This is a genomic window from Anaerotignum propionicum DSM 1682 (assembly GCF_001561955.1).
GTDB lineage: Bacteria > Bacillota > Clostridia > Lachnospirales > Anaerotignaceae > Chakrabartyella > Chakrabartyella propionicum.
Genome location: NZ_CP014223.1, coordinates 3,013,156 through 3,027,023 on the forward strand (window position 1 = coordinate 3,013,156; position 13,868 = coordinate 3,027,023).

Genomic DNA, 13,868 nt, shown 5'->3' on the forward strand with positions numbered 1-13,868 from the left:
CATATGCGTTATCATAATATTACGAAGGATGATATGCTAAATGGCGAGGGCCTTCGTGTTGTACTTTGGCTTTCCGGCTGTGATCATTGCTGTAAAGACTGTCATAACACCATCACATGGGATCCTAACGGGGGAATCCCTTTCGACGAAAGAGCAGAACATGAGCTTTTTGATGCCCTCAAGCATGATTATACCAGTGGCATTACCCTCAGCGGCGGCGACCCTTTGTTTATGGGAAACCGCCAAGAGGTAACTGCTTTGGCTAAGCAAATCAAAGAACGTTTCCCCGATAAAACCATATGGCTCTATACAGGTTATCGCTGGGAAGAAATCAGTGCTCTGCCAATCATGGAATATATTGATGTATTGGTTGATGGGAAATTCATTTTAGATTTGAAGGATCCTAAGCTTCATTGGAAAGGAAGCTCTAACCAACGGATTATAGATGTGCAAAAATCAATGAAAAATAGTTCTCTTTATCTCTATCACCCAAAGTAAGAAAGGAAATTTTATGGAAACCATTAGAATTAAGTATCTCAGTGACAAAATCGAAAAATTGCGCTATATAGACGGAAAATCAGATTGGATTGACCTAAGAGCTGCCGAAAGAATTGAATTAAAACAGGGAGAATTCCGTTTGATTCCCCTTGGCATTGCTATAGAACTGCCTAAGGGTTTCGAGGCCCATATCGTTCCCAGAAGCTCCACCTTCAAAAATTTCGGGGTTATCCAAACAAACCATTGCGGCATTGTAGATGAAAGCTATTGCGGCAACAATGACCAATGGTTTTTCCCCGCCTTGGCTATGCGAGATACAAGCATTGAGGTGAACGACCGTATCTGCCAGTTCCGAATTTTTGAGCACCAGCCAAAAATCTCCTTTGAGGAAACTGAGAATCTTGGCAACGAGAACAGAGGCGGTATTGGCTCCACAGGAAAGCAATAACCAATAAAAAGGGGGTGCATACATTGTGGGACGAAAGTTGTTTTGCGAACTGTGTCCTTTGACATACGAAATTTCAAGGCAAAAATGTATTATTTCTCGCCATATAAGAAATTTCACAAGCAAAGAGAAATTTGCAAAAGCAAAATCTCCCTTACCATTGCCCTATGAAATTTATTCCCATAGCTCTTTTATGCGACGAAAGCTAGGCACTGTAGATATGGTACTTCAAGAGAATAAAGTTTTTAATCTTTCCTTGGCAGTACCTTCGGTGAATGGTGTGTTAATCCATCCCGGAGAAATCTTTTCTTTCTGGAATCTAGTGGGCAATACCACCTTGGCGAAGAGCTATAAAACAGGGCTGGCCATTAAAATGGGAAGACCCTCCCATGATGTGGGTGGCGGAATGTGCCAGTTTACAAATCTAATCCATTGGATGGTTTTGCATACCCCTCTCACCATTATAGAACGGCATCAGCATGACCAGCTGGATTTATTCCCTGACTTTAAACGAAAAGTGCCCTTTGGTCTGGGCACCTCCATCGTTTATAATTATTTTGATTATCAATTTAAAAATAATACAACTGCTACATATCAAATATTAATCTGCCTGACAGAAGAAAATCTCTGCGGTGAAATTAGGTCAAATGAATCTCAGCCCTATCAATATAAAATATATACTGAGGATGAGTTTTTTTCCAAAGAAGAAGACGGTGTATATCGCAACGGTGACGTTTTTAGAGAAAAAATTCATACAAACTCCAATGTTTGTATTGAAAGAACCCTTTTACAGAGGAATCATGCAAAAGTTATCTATGATACCGCAGGTTTAAAAATCATACAATAAACATAATACTACAAAAAAGACTTCCCACTTCGTGAAATGGAAAGTCTTTTTATGATTCTATTCACCCTCAAGAATGATCCTGCGGGGCTCTTTTTTTCAGTAAAACAAAACTTTACGCTGTAGGAGCAACTGCGCCGCCATAAGTATTTTTAATATAGTCAGAAATTGTCTGGCTGTTCAATACTTCAAGCAAAGTAACCAATTCAGGTCTTGTTTCATCCCCAGCTCTTACTGCAATAATGTTAGCATAAGTTGTTGCCGCCAAAGAATCTGCCGCTTCAATTGCCAAAGCATCTTCAGTTTTCAAGCCGTTCTGCATTGCATAGTTACCGTTGATAACTGCAATGCTCAAATCGCCGATAGATAAAGGCAGTTGAGCCGCTTCCATTTCAACGATTTCAATATTCTTGGGATTTTCCTTAATATCAAGCTTTGTAGCAGATGTGCCTGCATTAGGATCCAATTTGATCAAGCCATTTGCTTCCAGCAATAACAACGCACGTCCGCCGTTGGTGCCATCTGCAGGAATACCAACCTTTGCACCATCAGGCAATTCAGCTAAATCTTTGATGCTCTTGCTGTAGATACCCATTGGTTCATAATGCACAGCACCCAAGCTTACAAGCTTTGTGCCATGTTCCTCATTAAAAGAATCCAAGTAAGGTGCATGCTGGAAGTAATTTGCATCCAAATCACCGGTGTCCAATGCCAAGTTAGGCTGTACGTAATCGGTAAATTCCACGATTTCTAAATTGATTCCCTTTGCAGCCAATTCTTCCTTTGCAGCCTCTAAAATTTCTGCATGGGGAGTGGGAGATGCACCAATTTTTAAAGTTACCGCTTCCGCACCTGTTGTTTCAGGCTTTTCAGCATCTGCTGCTTTATCTGTTTTACTACCGCAGCCAGCAGCTCCAAGTGCCAAAGCACCTGTTAATAATAATGCAAAAAATTTCTTCATAGTAAATTCCCTCCTATTTTTTTCTATATTGAAACCTTCATTGGTTTACAAACGTTTATCAGTTCTTTTTGCAACCTGCATGCCCACTTCCTGCAAAATCTGAACAATTACAACAAGCAACACTACCATTACATACATAATATCGGTCTGTCCTCGGTGATAGCCGTAGTTAATTGCAACTGCGCCCAAACCACCACCGCCAATAAAGCCAGCCATAGCGGAATAACCCAGAATCGTAGTTACTGCAATGGCACTACCCACCAATAAAGAAGGCTTCGCCTCTGGAATTAGTACCTTCACCAAAATCTGTAAAGGAGAAGCCCCCATGGACTGGGCCGCTTCAATGACACCACGCTCCACTTCCTTTAGGGAAGATTCCACCAATCTGGCGATAAAAGGTGCCGCTGCAACCAAAAGACCAACAATGGCAGCTTTGGGACCAATGGTGGTGCCAACTACTGTCTTCGTAAAAGGCATAATGGTAAGCATCAAAATCAAAAATGGCACAGAACGCACTACGTTGATAATAGCTCCTAAAATTTGATGGACAATTGGCATGGGACGAACCCCTTCCTTATCTGTCATAACCAAAACCAATCCCATAGGAAGCCCTACTAAGTAAGCAAAAAAGGTGGATACCAATGTCATATAAATACTTTCCCAAAATGCAGAGCCAACTAAGGCCATCATTCCTTCTTTAAACATACTGAACCTCCTCTATCTCCACATCTCTTTCCTTTAAATATGCCAGCATTTTTTCTCTGATTTCTTTATCATCAGGAAGCTGAATCATCATTTGTCCATACACTCTGCCGTCTAACATACGGGTGTTGCCTGAAAGAATATTAGCAACAGCGTTGCATTCCAGCATCATATTTCCTAAAATAGGCTCACCGGAAATGCCCCCGCGGAATACCACACGGTAACAATTTGCAATAGGGCCCTCAATGGCTTCTCTGTTTTTGCCCTCGTGATATACCAATTCTCTACCTGCTTTTGTTTTTGGGGCACGGAAGATTTCCTCAACACCGCCCATTTCGGCAATCTGTCCACCATCAATAATGGCGACACGGTTACAAATTTCCTGTATAACACTCATTTCATGGGTAATCACCACAATGGTAATGCCTAATCGTTCATTTATATCTTTCAAAAGCCGTAAAACCCCTGCTGTTGTGTTGGGATCAAGGGCACTGGTTGCTTCATCGCATAAAAGCACCTTTGGCTCTGTTGCCAAAGCTCTGGCTATGGCAACTCTTTGCTTCTGTCCGCCGGAAAGCTGAGAAGGATATGCACCTAAACGCTCACCCAAACCAACCAACTCCAATAATTCCACTGCTCTTGCCTTTGCCTTTTCCTTGGATACGCCTGATATTTCTAAAGGAAAACAAACATTTTCCAGAGCAGTTCTTTGCATTAACAAATGAAACTGCTGAAAAATCATTCCCATGGAATGTCTCTGTTGTCTTAAATCTTTTTCCGCCAGACAAGTAAGCTCCTGTCCATCTAAGTAAACCCGCCCGCTGGTGGGTCGCTCTAACAGATTGATACAACGTACCAACGTACTTTTGCCTGCGCCACTCATACCGATAATTCCGAAAACTTCTCCCTTTGCAATCTCCAAATCAACATCCTTTAATACTTCTAAAGAACCTCTTTTTTGAGGAAAGCTTTTTGATACGCCCTCTAAGCGAATCATAATCTCCTTCTTTTCCATACCTTTACCACCTTTTCTTTTTGCATGCCATAAGAAAATTTCTATAATACAACCCCCGGTAGGCTGTATTTACTCAGGGTGGAAAACGTTCACACCCTCAAAAAAACCTTGTGTTTTCAAGTTTTCTTTCAGTCAAAATCAGGATAAATAGATGCATTTCTGAATCCCATGGTCTTGAAACATCTCTACTGGACAAAAGCCCATCACCTTATTCTTACCGAAAATATCAATTACTGCCCATGTCTTTGCAGAATCAAGTTTTTTCCAATAAAAAAGCTCTCTCCCTAGGACATTTCTGTCTCAGGGACGAGAGCATTCGCTTCGTGTTACCACCCTAATTCACCATAGCCTCACAGCTATCGCCTCTGCAAGTACAGACATTGTTATGCCGATACTCCGTCGCTATCACGGGCGCTCCCGTCGCAGCCTAAAGGATTAACCTCTCGGTGCGCAGCTCCAAGACCATCTTCCACCATTTCCGAATTTCCTCCTTCTCAGCTTTTATAGGAGGTTCTCTGTAAAATCATCCACGATGTACTCTTCTTTTCGCAGCCTTTTTCAATAATGTTAAGTTATTCCCCATTATACTAATTTCTCAAGGTTTGTCAATTCCATTTTTTGCACTTAACATTTCCCCAAGAAATGTCATTTAACATCTTGCACAAAAATACCTACTAAACTTATATGTTAATTTGAACTTTTTAAAAATTAAATCAGCTTTTAAAATTAAAAATCGTTTTTTATCACTTGTTTTCAAGATTTTTCTGCATAATGTTCATAAATAATTCACAATTTTTACTCTGTTGCACCTTTTTCTTCAACCATATCCTTGCCATACTGGTCAAAAGGAATATCGTGATATATAAAATCTTCAATCATATCTGCCGCCTGGTCAATGTCATACACATAGTACCATACTCCTTTAATCGTTTGGCCGCCGGCTTTGATGTTTTCATTGGGCAAACCTGCCTGCTCTAAAGAAACGCCACTCTTCATTCCAACGGAAGCAATCTTCAAAATTTCATCATTGCTTAAAGAAGTTTCCACCATGGGAGCAAACTTTCTTACATAAGAAGGATACGCTAAAGGATTGATTTCCAGTGCTTTTTTAAATAGGCATTCCAGAACCTTACGCTGGCGCTCTCCTCGCATCACATCTCCATCAATTTTTCTAATCCGAGAATAGCTTACAGCCTGAGGGCCTGTCAAATGCACTAAGCCGGATTCCTGCAACTTTTCCCCTTTTAAAAGGTAATTGTTAATCTGTTTTCGCTCAGCTTCGCTGACCTCCAAATCAATACCGCCCAATTCATCGATTACATCTGCCAAAGAATCAAAATTTACAGAAACATAATCCTTTATATCTAAATGGAAATTCTCATTAATTGTTTGAATTGCCAGTTCAGGGCCACCATAAGCATAGGCATGGTTTATTTTTGTCTTTCCGTGATCAGGAACATCAACATATGTATCTCTTGCAATAGAAATCAGCTTAATCTTGCCTGTCTTTCCGTTGACAGAGGCAATCAATATGGCATCCGAGCGCCCTTTGTTCTCTTTATTCTGAGAATCAATGCCATATAATGCAATATTCATAATTCCCTGATTCCCATATACACTTAAGTTCTCATTTACCGAAAGAGAACTTTCATCTACGCTTTGGCGGTTTAATCCTCCAACCATGTACATGAAAATTCCGTACAAAATTGCCAATACCCCGCAAAGTCCCATCAAGGTAAACAATAATGTTTTAAAATACAACCTCCATAATTTCTTATCCATAAGGGGAAAAACGTCCTTTCTACAAAAATCGTCACAGTCGTTTTTTCATTATATTCCTCTATGGGAAAAAAAACAATGAAAATTCTATTAATACGCCTATTGGTAACAAATAACACTTAGGGCGTGGCTTTTGTTCAGCCACGCCCTTATTTCCCCCAAAGAGAAAATGTGTAATGATTTAAATTGTAAAAGACAAATCCTATGTTATAATTTAGATACATTCATTTTAGCGAGGTAATCCTATGACCAGAGAAAAAATAAAATCAGTACTACTCCTTACAACAATTGCAATACTACTTGTCACCAAATTTATGGAGCACAAAAGCATAACCATCGCTTTACCTATCACAGACATAGCCATGGTAATATTGATCGTACTAACCCTGTTAAAAAATAATAGGTAATAAAAGAAGATGCTTCGGTTTATCAGATATCTTCTATGCCTATTTTTCAATTGCCTTTTTCCCTATGCCTTACACACTTTTTCAGTCTTTCACTTCGTCCCAAATCCCCGCTTTGTTGTACAGCTCATAAAAGTGGTTTGTTGGGCCCACACCCTTGCCGATTTCTAAGCTATGTTCAATTGCCACGGTAATATATTTTTTGGCAGTCTCCACTGCCTCCTCAACACTTTTCCCCTTCGCCAAATTTGCTGCAATGGCAGAGGATAAGGTACAACCTGTGCCATGAGTATTTTTCGTTTCAATACGGTCTGAATGTAACAGAGTAATTTTTTCTCCATCAAACAATAAATCTGTGGCATCGTACTCTAAGTGACCACCTTTGATTAATACATTTTTTGCCCCCATGGCAAAAATTTTTCTTGCCGCCACCTCCATAGAGGATAAATCGTCAATTTTCATGCCTGTAATTACCTCTGCCTCGGGAAGGTTTGGTGTTACCACATAGGCCAAGGGAATCAAACGCTGAATCAACGTATCCTTCGCTTCGGGTTGCATCAAATCAAAGCCGCTTTTCGAAATCATAACAGGGTCAACCACAATATTTTTTGCTTGGTGCTCCAGTAGTTTGTCGGCAATGGCATGAATGGTCTCAATTTGAGATACCATCCCTATTTTCACAGCACTCACAGCGATATCAGAATAAATAGCATCTATCTGCCCCCGAATAATCTCAGGGGTAATGTCCTGGCAGCCAAAAACCCCTTGGGTATTCTGCACCGTCACCGCTGTAATGACACTCATGCCATAGGTTCCTAAAGCCGAAAAAGTTTTCAAATCTGCCTGTATGCCTGCGCCCCCACAAGTATCCGAGCCTGCTATTGTTAAAACGTGCTTCATTCTATCAACCTCCAAAAGATTAAGATGTTTTTGAGACTGTCTTTACAAAATAAGCGGATTGCAATAGTAAAACTGCCACTATACTACCCCCGAAGGAGCTTAGTAAAAAAGCAGGAACGTAAGCCAATGCACCTACTGCTTTTCCCATAGTAAAAATAGCAATGGGTACTGCCAAAAGTCCGCCTAAAACCCCTGTACCAAATACTTCTGCCACCGCCGTTAAATAATTGTTTTTGGTTAATTTATATATGTATCCTGCCAATAGTGCCCCAACCATGCTGCCCGGGAATGCCAATAAAGATCCTGTTCCCATAAAATTTCTGAGCAAGGAAATACAAAAAGCATTTACCACACCATAAGCAGGGCCTAAGAGGACAGCAGCCAAAATATTCAGCGTATGCTGAATAGGGAAGCACTTAGAGGCCCCAACAGGTATGTAAATCAAGTTCCCTGCCAGTACACCAATGGCGATAAACATTGCTGAAATTGTAAGCTTTCTTGTTTTCATGATAGATTCTCTCCTTTTTATAGTGTGACCAAGGGTTTCTATCCCGATACAAGACTTTCCCATCCAGAAAGCGTCCCGAGAAAACAAGGTATTTTTCATAAAAAAGCGCAGCCACGATTTCTCGTTTGCTGCGCCTGATTTTGAAGTATAACGCTTCCCTACGCTGGTATAATCCAGATCAGGTAGAAAGGGTAACAAGCTGCTTGCTTGATTCTCAGCCGAACACGGCACCCCCAGCAAAAATATGATTCGTTTCCATTACAAAGTAGCACGTTTTACACCCCTTGTCAAGGGTATCCTTCTTTATGTACCCAAGCCCAAAAGTTGAGTCATTGCGGTCAAAGGCACATACACCTCACCATCCACCAAAATAGGATAGATTTTTGTTTCATTATTATTATAGAATAAACGGAACTTTGTTTTTTCCATAATTAAATTTCCACTGTAATTCATCAGAAGTTCATTTCCCAAAGATGAAAATGACCTTCCTGAGGTTAGATTCAGATTACCATTTTGCCTATCCAACTGTACATCAAATTTCTTCCCAAGGGTTGCAAGTTGACGTAAAGGTACATAGTCCTCGTTGAAAATTTTAAGGGTATCTAAAGTAACTTCCCCATTTCCCAAGGTGACAATTTTATTCTCCACCTTTCGGCTATCGGAAAGGCCAATCCACTTTAATTCATAAGGTTTGATGCGGTCGGTATAAATTCCGTCTACCTCCAAAGCCAATAAATCTTGAAACTGCTTATAACGGTTAATGGTATGGGCATAAACTTTGATTCCCTTTGCATGAAGGGTATCAATCACGTCCTTTGTGACACGGGCATTCTCAATGGTTACTGTGCCAATACCCTTTGCTTCGCAAAATTCTGCAATTTTGGGATAATCGGGATAATAATTTAAATAGAGTGTATAAATCCATTCTTGGAAAGGATAAATCTCCTTCACCCAATCATACATTTCTTCGTTATAAATCTGGGGAATAATCCGATTCAAAATTTGAGGCTGTTCCATAGCCTCCGCAATTTGCTTCAAATCCTTAAATTGCTTTTCCACAGTGGCCTTATCTGTATCCTTTGTGTCTGTAATTAAATAAACATCTGGATATTCCACCATTAAGCTTAATACATCCACAGCGGTCAGCGGTGTCTGGTCAAAGCAAATTTTACTGCTTTGAAACGTATTTCGATCCATCACTAAGGGTGCCTTCGCCTCCTGTTCCAAGCGGTAATAAGAGCCATCAGCTTCAAAATCATGGCGGGCAACCAAAACTCCGTCAGAAGTATAGGTAAAGTCTACTTCCATGGCACGAAATCCACTTCCCCACGACTCCAAAAAGGCTTCCTTTGCATTTGTTTCAATTTTACCTCGGGATTCACCCAACGCGTGGGCAACCAAAGGGTTTCCATCCTGCCATCCTGCAAATGCCGTCAAGGAAAAAGCAGAACTCAATATTGCTCCCAGCGTTGCCAACACCATTCTTTTTGCAAACATTTTATTACCTCCTAGTAAAGACGATGGGAGTATTTTTTTATAAAAAATATCAAAATATCTCCCTTCGTGCTAAATTTCAGATAAAGTCTAGGGTGCCGGCTAAGCCGACACCCCTTCTGAGGAATTTTATCTCATTTTATTCTTCGTCTTCGTCCTCAAATAAGTCATTAAATGCGGCAGAAACCTTGTCGAACAATTCATCTTCTTCGATGACCTCCAACTCGATCTCTTCACCAACTTCTTTGTATTCGTACAGTAATACGGTTTCATCTTCCAAAGGCATTAAGGCAATAAACTGCTTGTCCTCCACACCTTCAACCTCAAATACACCCAGAATGCCGCATTCCAATTCAGTATCATCATCCAATGTTAAAAACATTGTTTCCAATCCCATTTCTTCGTGTTCGTGGTCATGTTCGTGATCGCATCCACATCCGCATCCGCATTTGTCACTCATATTCAGTACCTCCTCAAATAAATCTTTTTTCCTATCTATCATACCCTATTCTAGGCGTTAGAACAATTATTTTTTTTGGTTTTGTAATTTATTTTTAGCTTTTTCTGCCTGTTTTTTTGCTTTTTTTGCAAAAAAACCTAATTCCTCTTTTTCAGGCTCTTTTTTATCCTTCCCTTTCACTGTTTCCTTATGCGTAACTTTAGTCTCTTTTTTCGGCTTGTCCGCCCAAACAACAGCTCTTTCGCCAAATTCCTCATCTTTGGTTTTTTTGTTTTTTGTGGTTTGTCTAAATCTTTTTTGGTCATAGTACTGTCAACCAATTTGCCAAAGGCCATTTCCTTCTGCACAAACCGAAGCCCCCACACCTTCTCATACTTATGCACCCACCGTCTTTCGTAGGGTGTAACCAAAGTAATGGTAGTCCCTTCTGTACCTTTTCTGCCGCAACGCCCTGCTCTATGAAGATAATGACTTGGTTCCTCGGGCACGTCCATATTGATAATGTGGGTTACCCCTTCAATATCTAAGCCTCTCGCTCCAATATCCGAAGCCACCAATACATTTGCCCTGCCATTGCGAAAATCCTCCAAAGCGTTTTTTCTGTCAAGCTTTGCCGCTTTGCCGTAAATTCCTGCCGCTTTAATACCATGAAAACAAAGCTTATCCACCGTAACTTCAATGTTTTCAGGATTATTTAAAAACACAATAGCTCTTTGTGGTTTTTCTCCTGCTAAAATTTTTCTAAGCTGTAAAAATTTATCCCTTTGAGTGGCCAAAATATAATAATGGGAGATGCCCTGAGGAACCAGACTGCCCGTCTTTGCCTCAATAAACAGCCCACCCTCCTTCATTAGTTTTTTACTCCGCTCCCTCGTTTCCTCATCAACGGATGCGGAAAGCAAAACAATCTGCCTCTCTTTCAGCGTGGATTTTACAACGCTTGCCACATCCTCAAAGTTTCCATCCTCCAACAGACGGTCGCCCTCATCCAAAACAATTGTTTTTACCAAATGAGCGGGGACTTTTTTACGCTTGATAAAGTCCAAAATTCTTCCTGTGGAACCAATGAGAATGCGTGGCTTCTCCTTTAGTCTTTCCAATTGACGCTGTGGCCCAGCAGAACCAATGATGAGCATACAACCAATGTCCAGTCCACTGTTTTCCTCCAAAAGCTCTGCCTGATGAAACACCTGCGCCGCCAGCTCATGGGTAGGGGTCAAGATAATTGCCTGTGCACCCTTTACCCCCAAATCCAAGCGCTGAAAAATAGGCAAAAGATAGGCTAACGTTTTTCCCGAACCGGTTTCGGAACGGCCAATCACATCTTTGCCCGATAGAATATAGGGTATCATATGTTTCTGTATCTCTGTGGGCGTTTCTATCCCTTGTTTCGCCAATGCTTTCGTCAAAACAGAGGACAAGCCCAATTTTTCAAATCCATTTTCCATGTTCTATTCCTTCCTTATTTAAACCTTTCAGTTTATTATACCAATTATAGCCTGTTTTTATCAGCCTGTAAACAAAATCATCAAACGCTTTCCGTTTGTGAAAAATAGTCAATGATACCCAAATAAATTGCCCAAGCCAGCTTTGTTTGATAAGCCTCATCATTCAAAAGCTGCTCCTCCGCAGGGTTGGAAATAAAACCACACTCCACAATGACTGCGGGAATCTCTGTGGTGCGTAATATGTAATAATCGCTGTTTTGCTTTGCTAATCGTTTGTTTTCATTATCTACATTTGTTTTTAGCCGCTCCTGAATCAATTCTGCCAAATTTTTTCCGTCTTCACTGGATTTGTGATAAAAAACTTGGGCACCCTTTGCTCCGGTAGACGGAAAAGCATTTTGATGAATACTAACCAAGATATCTCCATTGCTTTCATTGGCAATTTTTTTCCGTTCCGCCATATCAGCCTTTTTTTTACTGCCCAGTGCCTCATCAGTGGCACGGGTAATATAAACCGTAGCGCCCCCTTGCTCCAAATATTGCTGTAATTTTTCCATAACCGCCAAATTGATATTTTTTTCATCCTTTCCCAAGGAACCAGTCTTACCCGGGTCCCAACCGCCGTGCCCTGCATCCAGAATAATTATTTTTTGATCAACAGGAAGCATTACTGCCACCTTTTTCTTACTTCCCACAGCAGCTACACAAACGCATATGCCAATCAGAGCACATAAACAGCCAATTTTAATACCTTCTTTGACGGAAATTTTCCCTTTCATTTGTCCGCCCCCTTTCTTAATATCCTTATGAGGAAACACCGAAAAACTTTCTTCCAATCTTTCCGAAAACAACAAATTTATCTCCGTATACAACAATTGCTTGTTCGCTTTAGAACAACTGTAACGCATCAGAATTTTTGAACAAAGCATTCTTGTAAGTCCTAGAAAAACAATACGTTATACTTTTTATCTATAAAAACATGGAAACCCTTGAATTTTAGGGTTTTTTGTTGTATTAAAAGAAGTATATTGCATTTTTCACTAAAAGGTGCTATTGTATTATATTATGTTTTCCAACCATTTTCATACAAGTTTTTTCACATTTCTCTGTGCATTTTGCCAAAGATTTCACAAAACCCATCTTGCTTTTTGCCCGTTCCTCCAAAAAAGCTTTGTAGCTAAAGAAATTCCCTCTTTTATGTTGACGGTTCCCGTTAAGGTGTTATAATTCTTCTAAGACTAAATTTGCACATTTGACCGCACCATAGAGACAAGACGGCAAATGTCCCATAACAAATCATTTTAGGAGGCTTATTTATGGAAAAAAGAGTATTCAATTTCTCAGCAGGACCATCCATGCTACCCGTAGAAGTATTAGAACAAGCACAACGTGAGCTTGTTTGTTATCCTTCCTCTGGTATGTCAGTTATGGAGATGAGCCATCGATCTAAAATGTTTGAATCTATTTTGGCAAAAGCTAAGGCTGATTTAAAGGAATTGATGCATATTCCCGATAACTATAAAATTTTGTTTCTTCAGGGCGGCGGTTCCACGCAGTTTGCTATGGTTCCCCTAAACCTGATGAATAAAAATAATAAAGCAGATTACGTCATTACTGGACAATGGGCGAAAAAAGCTGCGGAAGAGGCAAAAAAATACGGAAAGGTAAATGTTGTGGCATCCTCTGCCGAAACCACATTTGACCGCATTCCCCAATTAGATTCTTCCAAATTCGACCCGGATGCAGATTATTTTTACATAACTTTGAATAATACCGTTTACGGCACCCGTTGGACAGAACTGCCCGATACAGGAAATGTAACATTGGTAGGCGATATGTCTTCCTCCATATTGTCCGAGGAAATTGATGTCACAAAATTCGGCTTGCTTTATGCAGGTGCACAAAAGAATTTAGGCCCTGCAGGGGTTACTGTTGTCATCATCCGTGAAGATCTGTTGGGCAATGCTATGGATTTTACACCTACCATGCTTCGCTATGATATTCATGCAGAAAATGATTCCTTGTACAATACCCCTCCCACATATGGTATTTATTTTATGGGGCTTGTTTTTGACTGGGTAAAACGCCAAGGGGGCGTAGCTGCCATTCAAAAAATAAACGAGCATAAGGCTTCCCTGCTTTATGACTTTTTGGATGCATCTTCCTTGTTCAAAGGCACCGTAGTGCCAAAGGATCGCTCTTTGATGAATGCACCCTTCATTCTGCCGACAGATGAATTGAACGCAAAATTCATTAAGGAAGCTGATGCCCTTGGTTTCGTGAACCTTAAGGGTCACCGTACTGTTGGTGGTATGCGGGCAAGTATATACAACGCAATGCCTGTGGAAGGCGTGGAAAAATTGGTTGCATTTATGAAAAAATTTGAATTGGAAAACAAATAAGGAGAGTA

The 13,868-nt window shown here is 40.4% G+C and carries 14 protein-coding genes and 1 riboswitch; of the genes, 4 read left to right on the plus strand and 10 right to left on the minus strand.

The window, feature by feature from the left end; genetic code table 11:
* Positions 1–3: 3 nt before the first annotated feature.
* The 3 genes from nrdG to CPRO_RS14230 are packed head-to-tail and all read left to right on the plus strand — an operon-like array spanning position 4 to position 1,790.
* Positions 4–498, plus strand: a complete 495-nt coding sequence (nrdG, locus tag CPRO_RS14220; RefSeq protein WP_066053278.1) for an anaerobic ribonucleoside-triphosphate reductase activating protein — start codon at positions 4–6, stop codon at positions 496–498.
* A 13-nt stretch (positions 499–511) separates the two neighbouring features.
* Positions 512–946: a dUTP diphosphatase gene (locus CPRO_RS14225; RefSeq protein ID WP_066053281.1), complete on the plus strand. Its 435-nt coding sequence runs from the start codon at positions 512–514 to the stop codon at positions 944–946.
* A 25-nt stretch (positions 947–971) separates the two neighbouring features.
* Positions 972–1,790, plus strand: a complete 819-nt coding sequence (locus CPRO_RS14230) for a VanW family protein (protein ID WP_066053284.1) — start codon at positions 972–974, stop codon at positions 1,788–1,790.
* 112 nt (positions 1,791–1,902) lie between these two features.
* On the opposite strand, the gene CPRO_RS14235 is transcribed toward CPRO_RS14230, so the two are convergent.
* From CPRO_RS14235 to cwlD, 10 genes are all read right to left on the minus strand, one after another.
* Positions 1,903–2,748: a MetQ/NlpA family ABC transporter substrate-binding protein gene (locus CPRO_RS14235; protein WP_066053287.1), complete on the minus strand. Its 846-nt coding sequence runs from the start codon at positions 2,746–2,748 to the stop codon at positions 1,903–1,905.
* A 45-nt stretch (positions 2,749–2,793) separates the two neighbouring features.
* Entirely contained in the window at positions 2,794–3,453 is a 660-nt protein-coding gene (locus CPRO_RS14240) for a methionine ABC transporter permease (protein ID WP_066053290.1), read from the minus strand.
* A complete protein-coding gene (locus CPRO_RS14245; protein WP_066053292.1) occupies positions 3,446–4,465 on the minus strand; it encodes a methionine ABC transporter ATP-binding protein in 1,020 nt (339 codons plus the stop codon). The genes CPRO_RS14240 and CPRO_RS14245 overlap by 8 nt, the downstream gene beginning before the upstream one ends.
* A gap of 795 nt (positions 4,466–5,260) precedes the next feature.
* Positions 5,261–6,247 carry an LCP family protein gene (locus CPRO_RS14250; RefSeq protein WP_082754382.1) on the minus strand — a complete coding sequence of 329 codons (987 nt, stop codon included), beginning with the start codon at positions 6,245–6,247 and terminating at the stop codon, positions 5,261–5,263.
* Between the two features lie 485 nt (positions 6,248–6,732).
* Positions 6,733–7,548 carry a bifunctional hydroxymethylpyrimidine kinase/phosphomethylpyrimidine kinase gene (thiD, locus tag CPRO_RS14255; protein ID WP_066053297.1) on the minus strand — a complete coding sequence of 272 codons (816 nt, stop codon included), beginning with the start codon at positions 7,546–7,548 and terminating at the stop codon, positions 6,733–6,735.
* A 19-nt stretch (positions 7,549–7,567) separates the two neighbouring features.
* The gene (gene thiW / locus CPRO_RS14260) at positions 7,568–8,056 is read right to left on the minus strand and encodes an energy coupling factor transporter S component ThiW (RefSeq protein WP_066053301.1); all 489 of its coding nucleotides are present in this window, start codon (positions 8,054–8,056) and stop codon (positions 7,568–7,570) included.
* Positions 8,057–8,194: 138 nt separating this feature from the next.
* A riboswitch (TPP riboswitch) is annotated at positions 8,195–8,301 on the minus strand.
* A gap of 58 nt (positions 8,302–8,359) precedes the next feature.
* Positions 8,360–9,553 carry a glycerophosphodiester phosphodiesterase family protein gene (locus CPRO_RS14265; protein WP_066053303.1) on the minus strand — a complete coding sequence of 398 codons (1,194 nt, stop codon included), beginning with the start codon at positions 9,551–9,553 and terminating at the stop codon, positions 8,360–8,362.
* Between the two features lie 136 nt (positions 9,554–9,689).
* Positions 9,690–10,010 carry a DUF1292 domain-containing protein gene (locus CPRO_RS14270; protein ID WP_066053306.1) on the minus strand — a complete coding sequence of 107 codons (321 nt, stop codon included), beginning with the start codon at positions 10,008–10,010 and terminating at the stop codon, positions 9,690–9,692.
* A gap of 176 nt (positions 10,011–10,186) precedes the next feature.
* Complete coding sequence (locus CPRO_RS14275) at positions 10,187–11,458, minus strand: DEAD/DEAH box helicase (protein ID WP_066053309.1); 1,272 nt, start codon at positions 11,456–11,458, stop codon at positions 10,187–10,189.
* Between the two features lie 80 nt (positions 11,459–11,538).
* Positions 11,539–12,237 carry an N-acetylmuramoyl-L-alanine amidase CwlD gene (gene cwlD, locus CPRO_RS14280; protein WP_066054113.1) on the minus strand — a complete coding sequence of 233 codons (699 nt, stop codon included), beginning with the start codon at positions 12,235–12,237 and terminating at the stop codon, positions 11,539–11,541.
* Between the two features lie 537 nt (positions 12,238–12,774).
* Here cwlD and serC point away from each other — a divergent pair.
* Positions 12,775–13,860 (plus strand): 3-phosphoserine/phosphohydroxythreonine transaminase, encoded by a 1,086-nt coding sequence (gene serC, locus CPRO_RS14285; protein WP_066053312.1) that lies wholly within the window; start codon positions 12,775–12,777, stop codon positions 13,858–13,860.
* The last annotated feature ends 8 nt before the right edge of the window (positions 13,861–13,868 follow it).

Excerpts from the sequence above, each read along its gene's own strand:
- nrdG (WP_066053278.1), top strand. The coding sequence starts at position 4 with ATGCGTTATCATAATATTACGAAGGATGATATGCTAAATGGCGAGGGC.
- CPRO_RS14225 (WP_066053281.1), top strand. The coding sequence starts at position 512 with ATGGAAACCATTAGAATTAAGTATCTCAGTGACAAAATCGAAAAATTG.
- CPRO_RS14235 (WP_066053287.1), bottom strand. The coding sequence starts at position 2,748 with ATGAAGAAATTTTTTGCATTATTATTAACAGGTGCTTTGGCACTTGGA.
- CPRO_RS14240 (WP_066053290.1), bottom strand. The coding sequence starts at position 3,453 with ATGTTTAAAGAAGGAATGATGGCCTTAGTTGGCTCTGCATTTTGGGAA.
- CPRO_RS14245 (WP_066053292.1), bottom strand. The coding sequence starts at position 4,465 with ATGGAAAAGAAGGAGATTATGATTCGCTTAGAGGGCGTATCAAAAAGC.
- CPRO_RS14250 (WP_082754382.1), bottom strand. The coding sequence starts at position 6,247 with ATGGATAAGAAATTATGGAGGTTGTATTTTAAAACATTATTGTTTACC.
- thiD (WP_066053297.1), bottom strand. The coding sequence starts at position 7,548 with ATGAAGCACGTTTTAACAATAGCAGGCTCGGATACTTGTGGGGGCGCA.
- thiW (WP_066053301.1), bottom strand. The coding sequence starts at position 8,056 with ATGAAAACAAGAAAGCTTACAATTTCAGCAATGTTTATCGCCATTGGT.
- CPRO_RS14265 (WP_066053303.1), bottom strand. The coding sequence starts at position 9,553 with ATGTTTGCAAAAAGAATGGTGTTGGCAACGCTGGGAGCAATATTGAGT.
- CPRO_RS14270 (WP_066053306.1), bottom strand. The coding sequence starts at position 10,010 with ATGAGTGACAAATGCGGATGCGGATGTGGATGCGATCACGAACATGAC.
- CPRO_RS14275 (WP_066053309.1), bottom strand. The coding sequence starts at position 11,458 with ATGGAAAATGGATTTGAAAAATTGGGCTTGTCCTCTGTTTTGACGAAA.
- cwlD (WP_066054113.1), bottom strand. The coding sequence starts at position 12,237 with ATGAAAGGGAAAATTTCCGTCAAAGAAGGTATTAAAATTGGCTGTTTA.
- serC (WP_066053312.1), top strand. The coding sequence starts at position 12,775 with ATGGAAAAAAGAGTATTCAATTTCTCAGCAGGACCATCCATGCTACCC.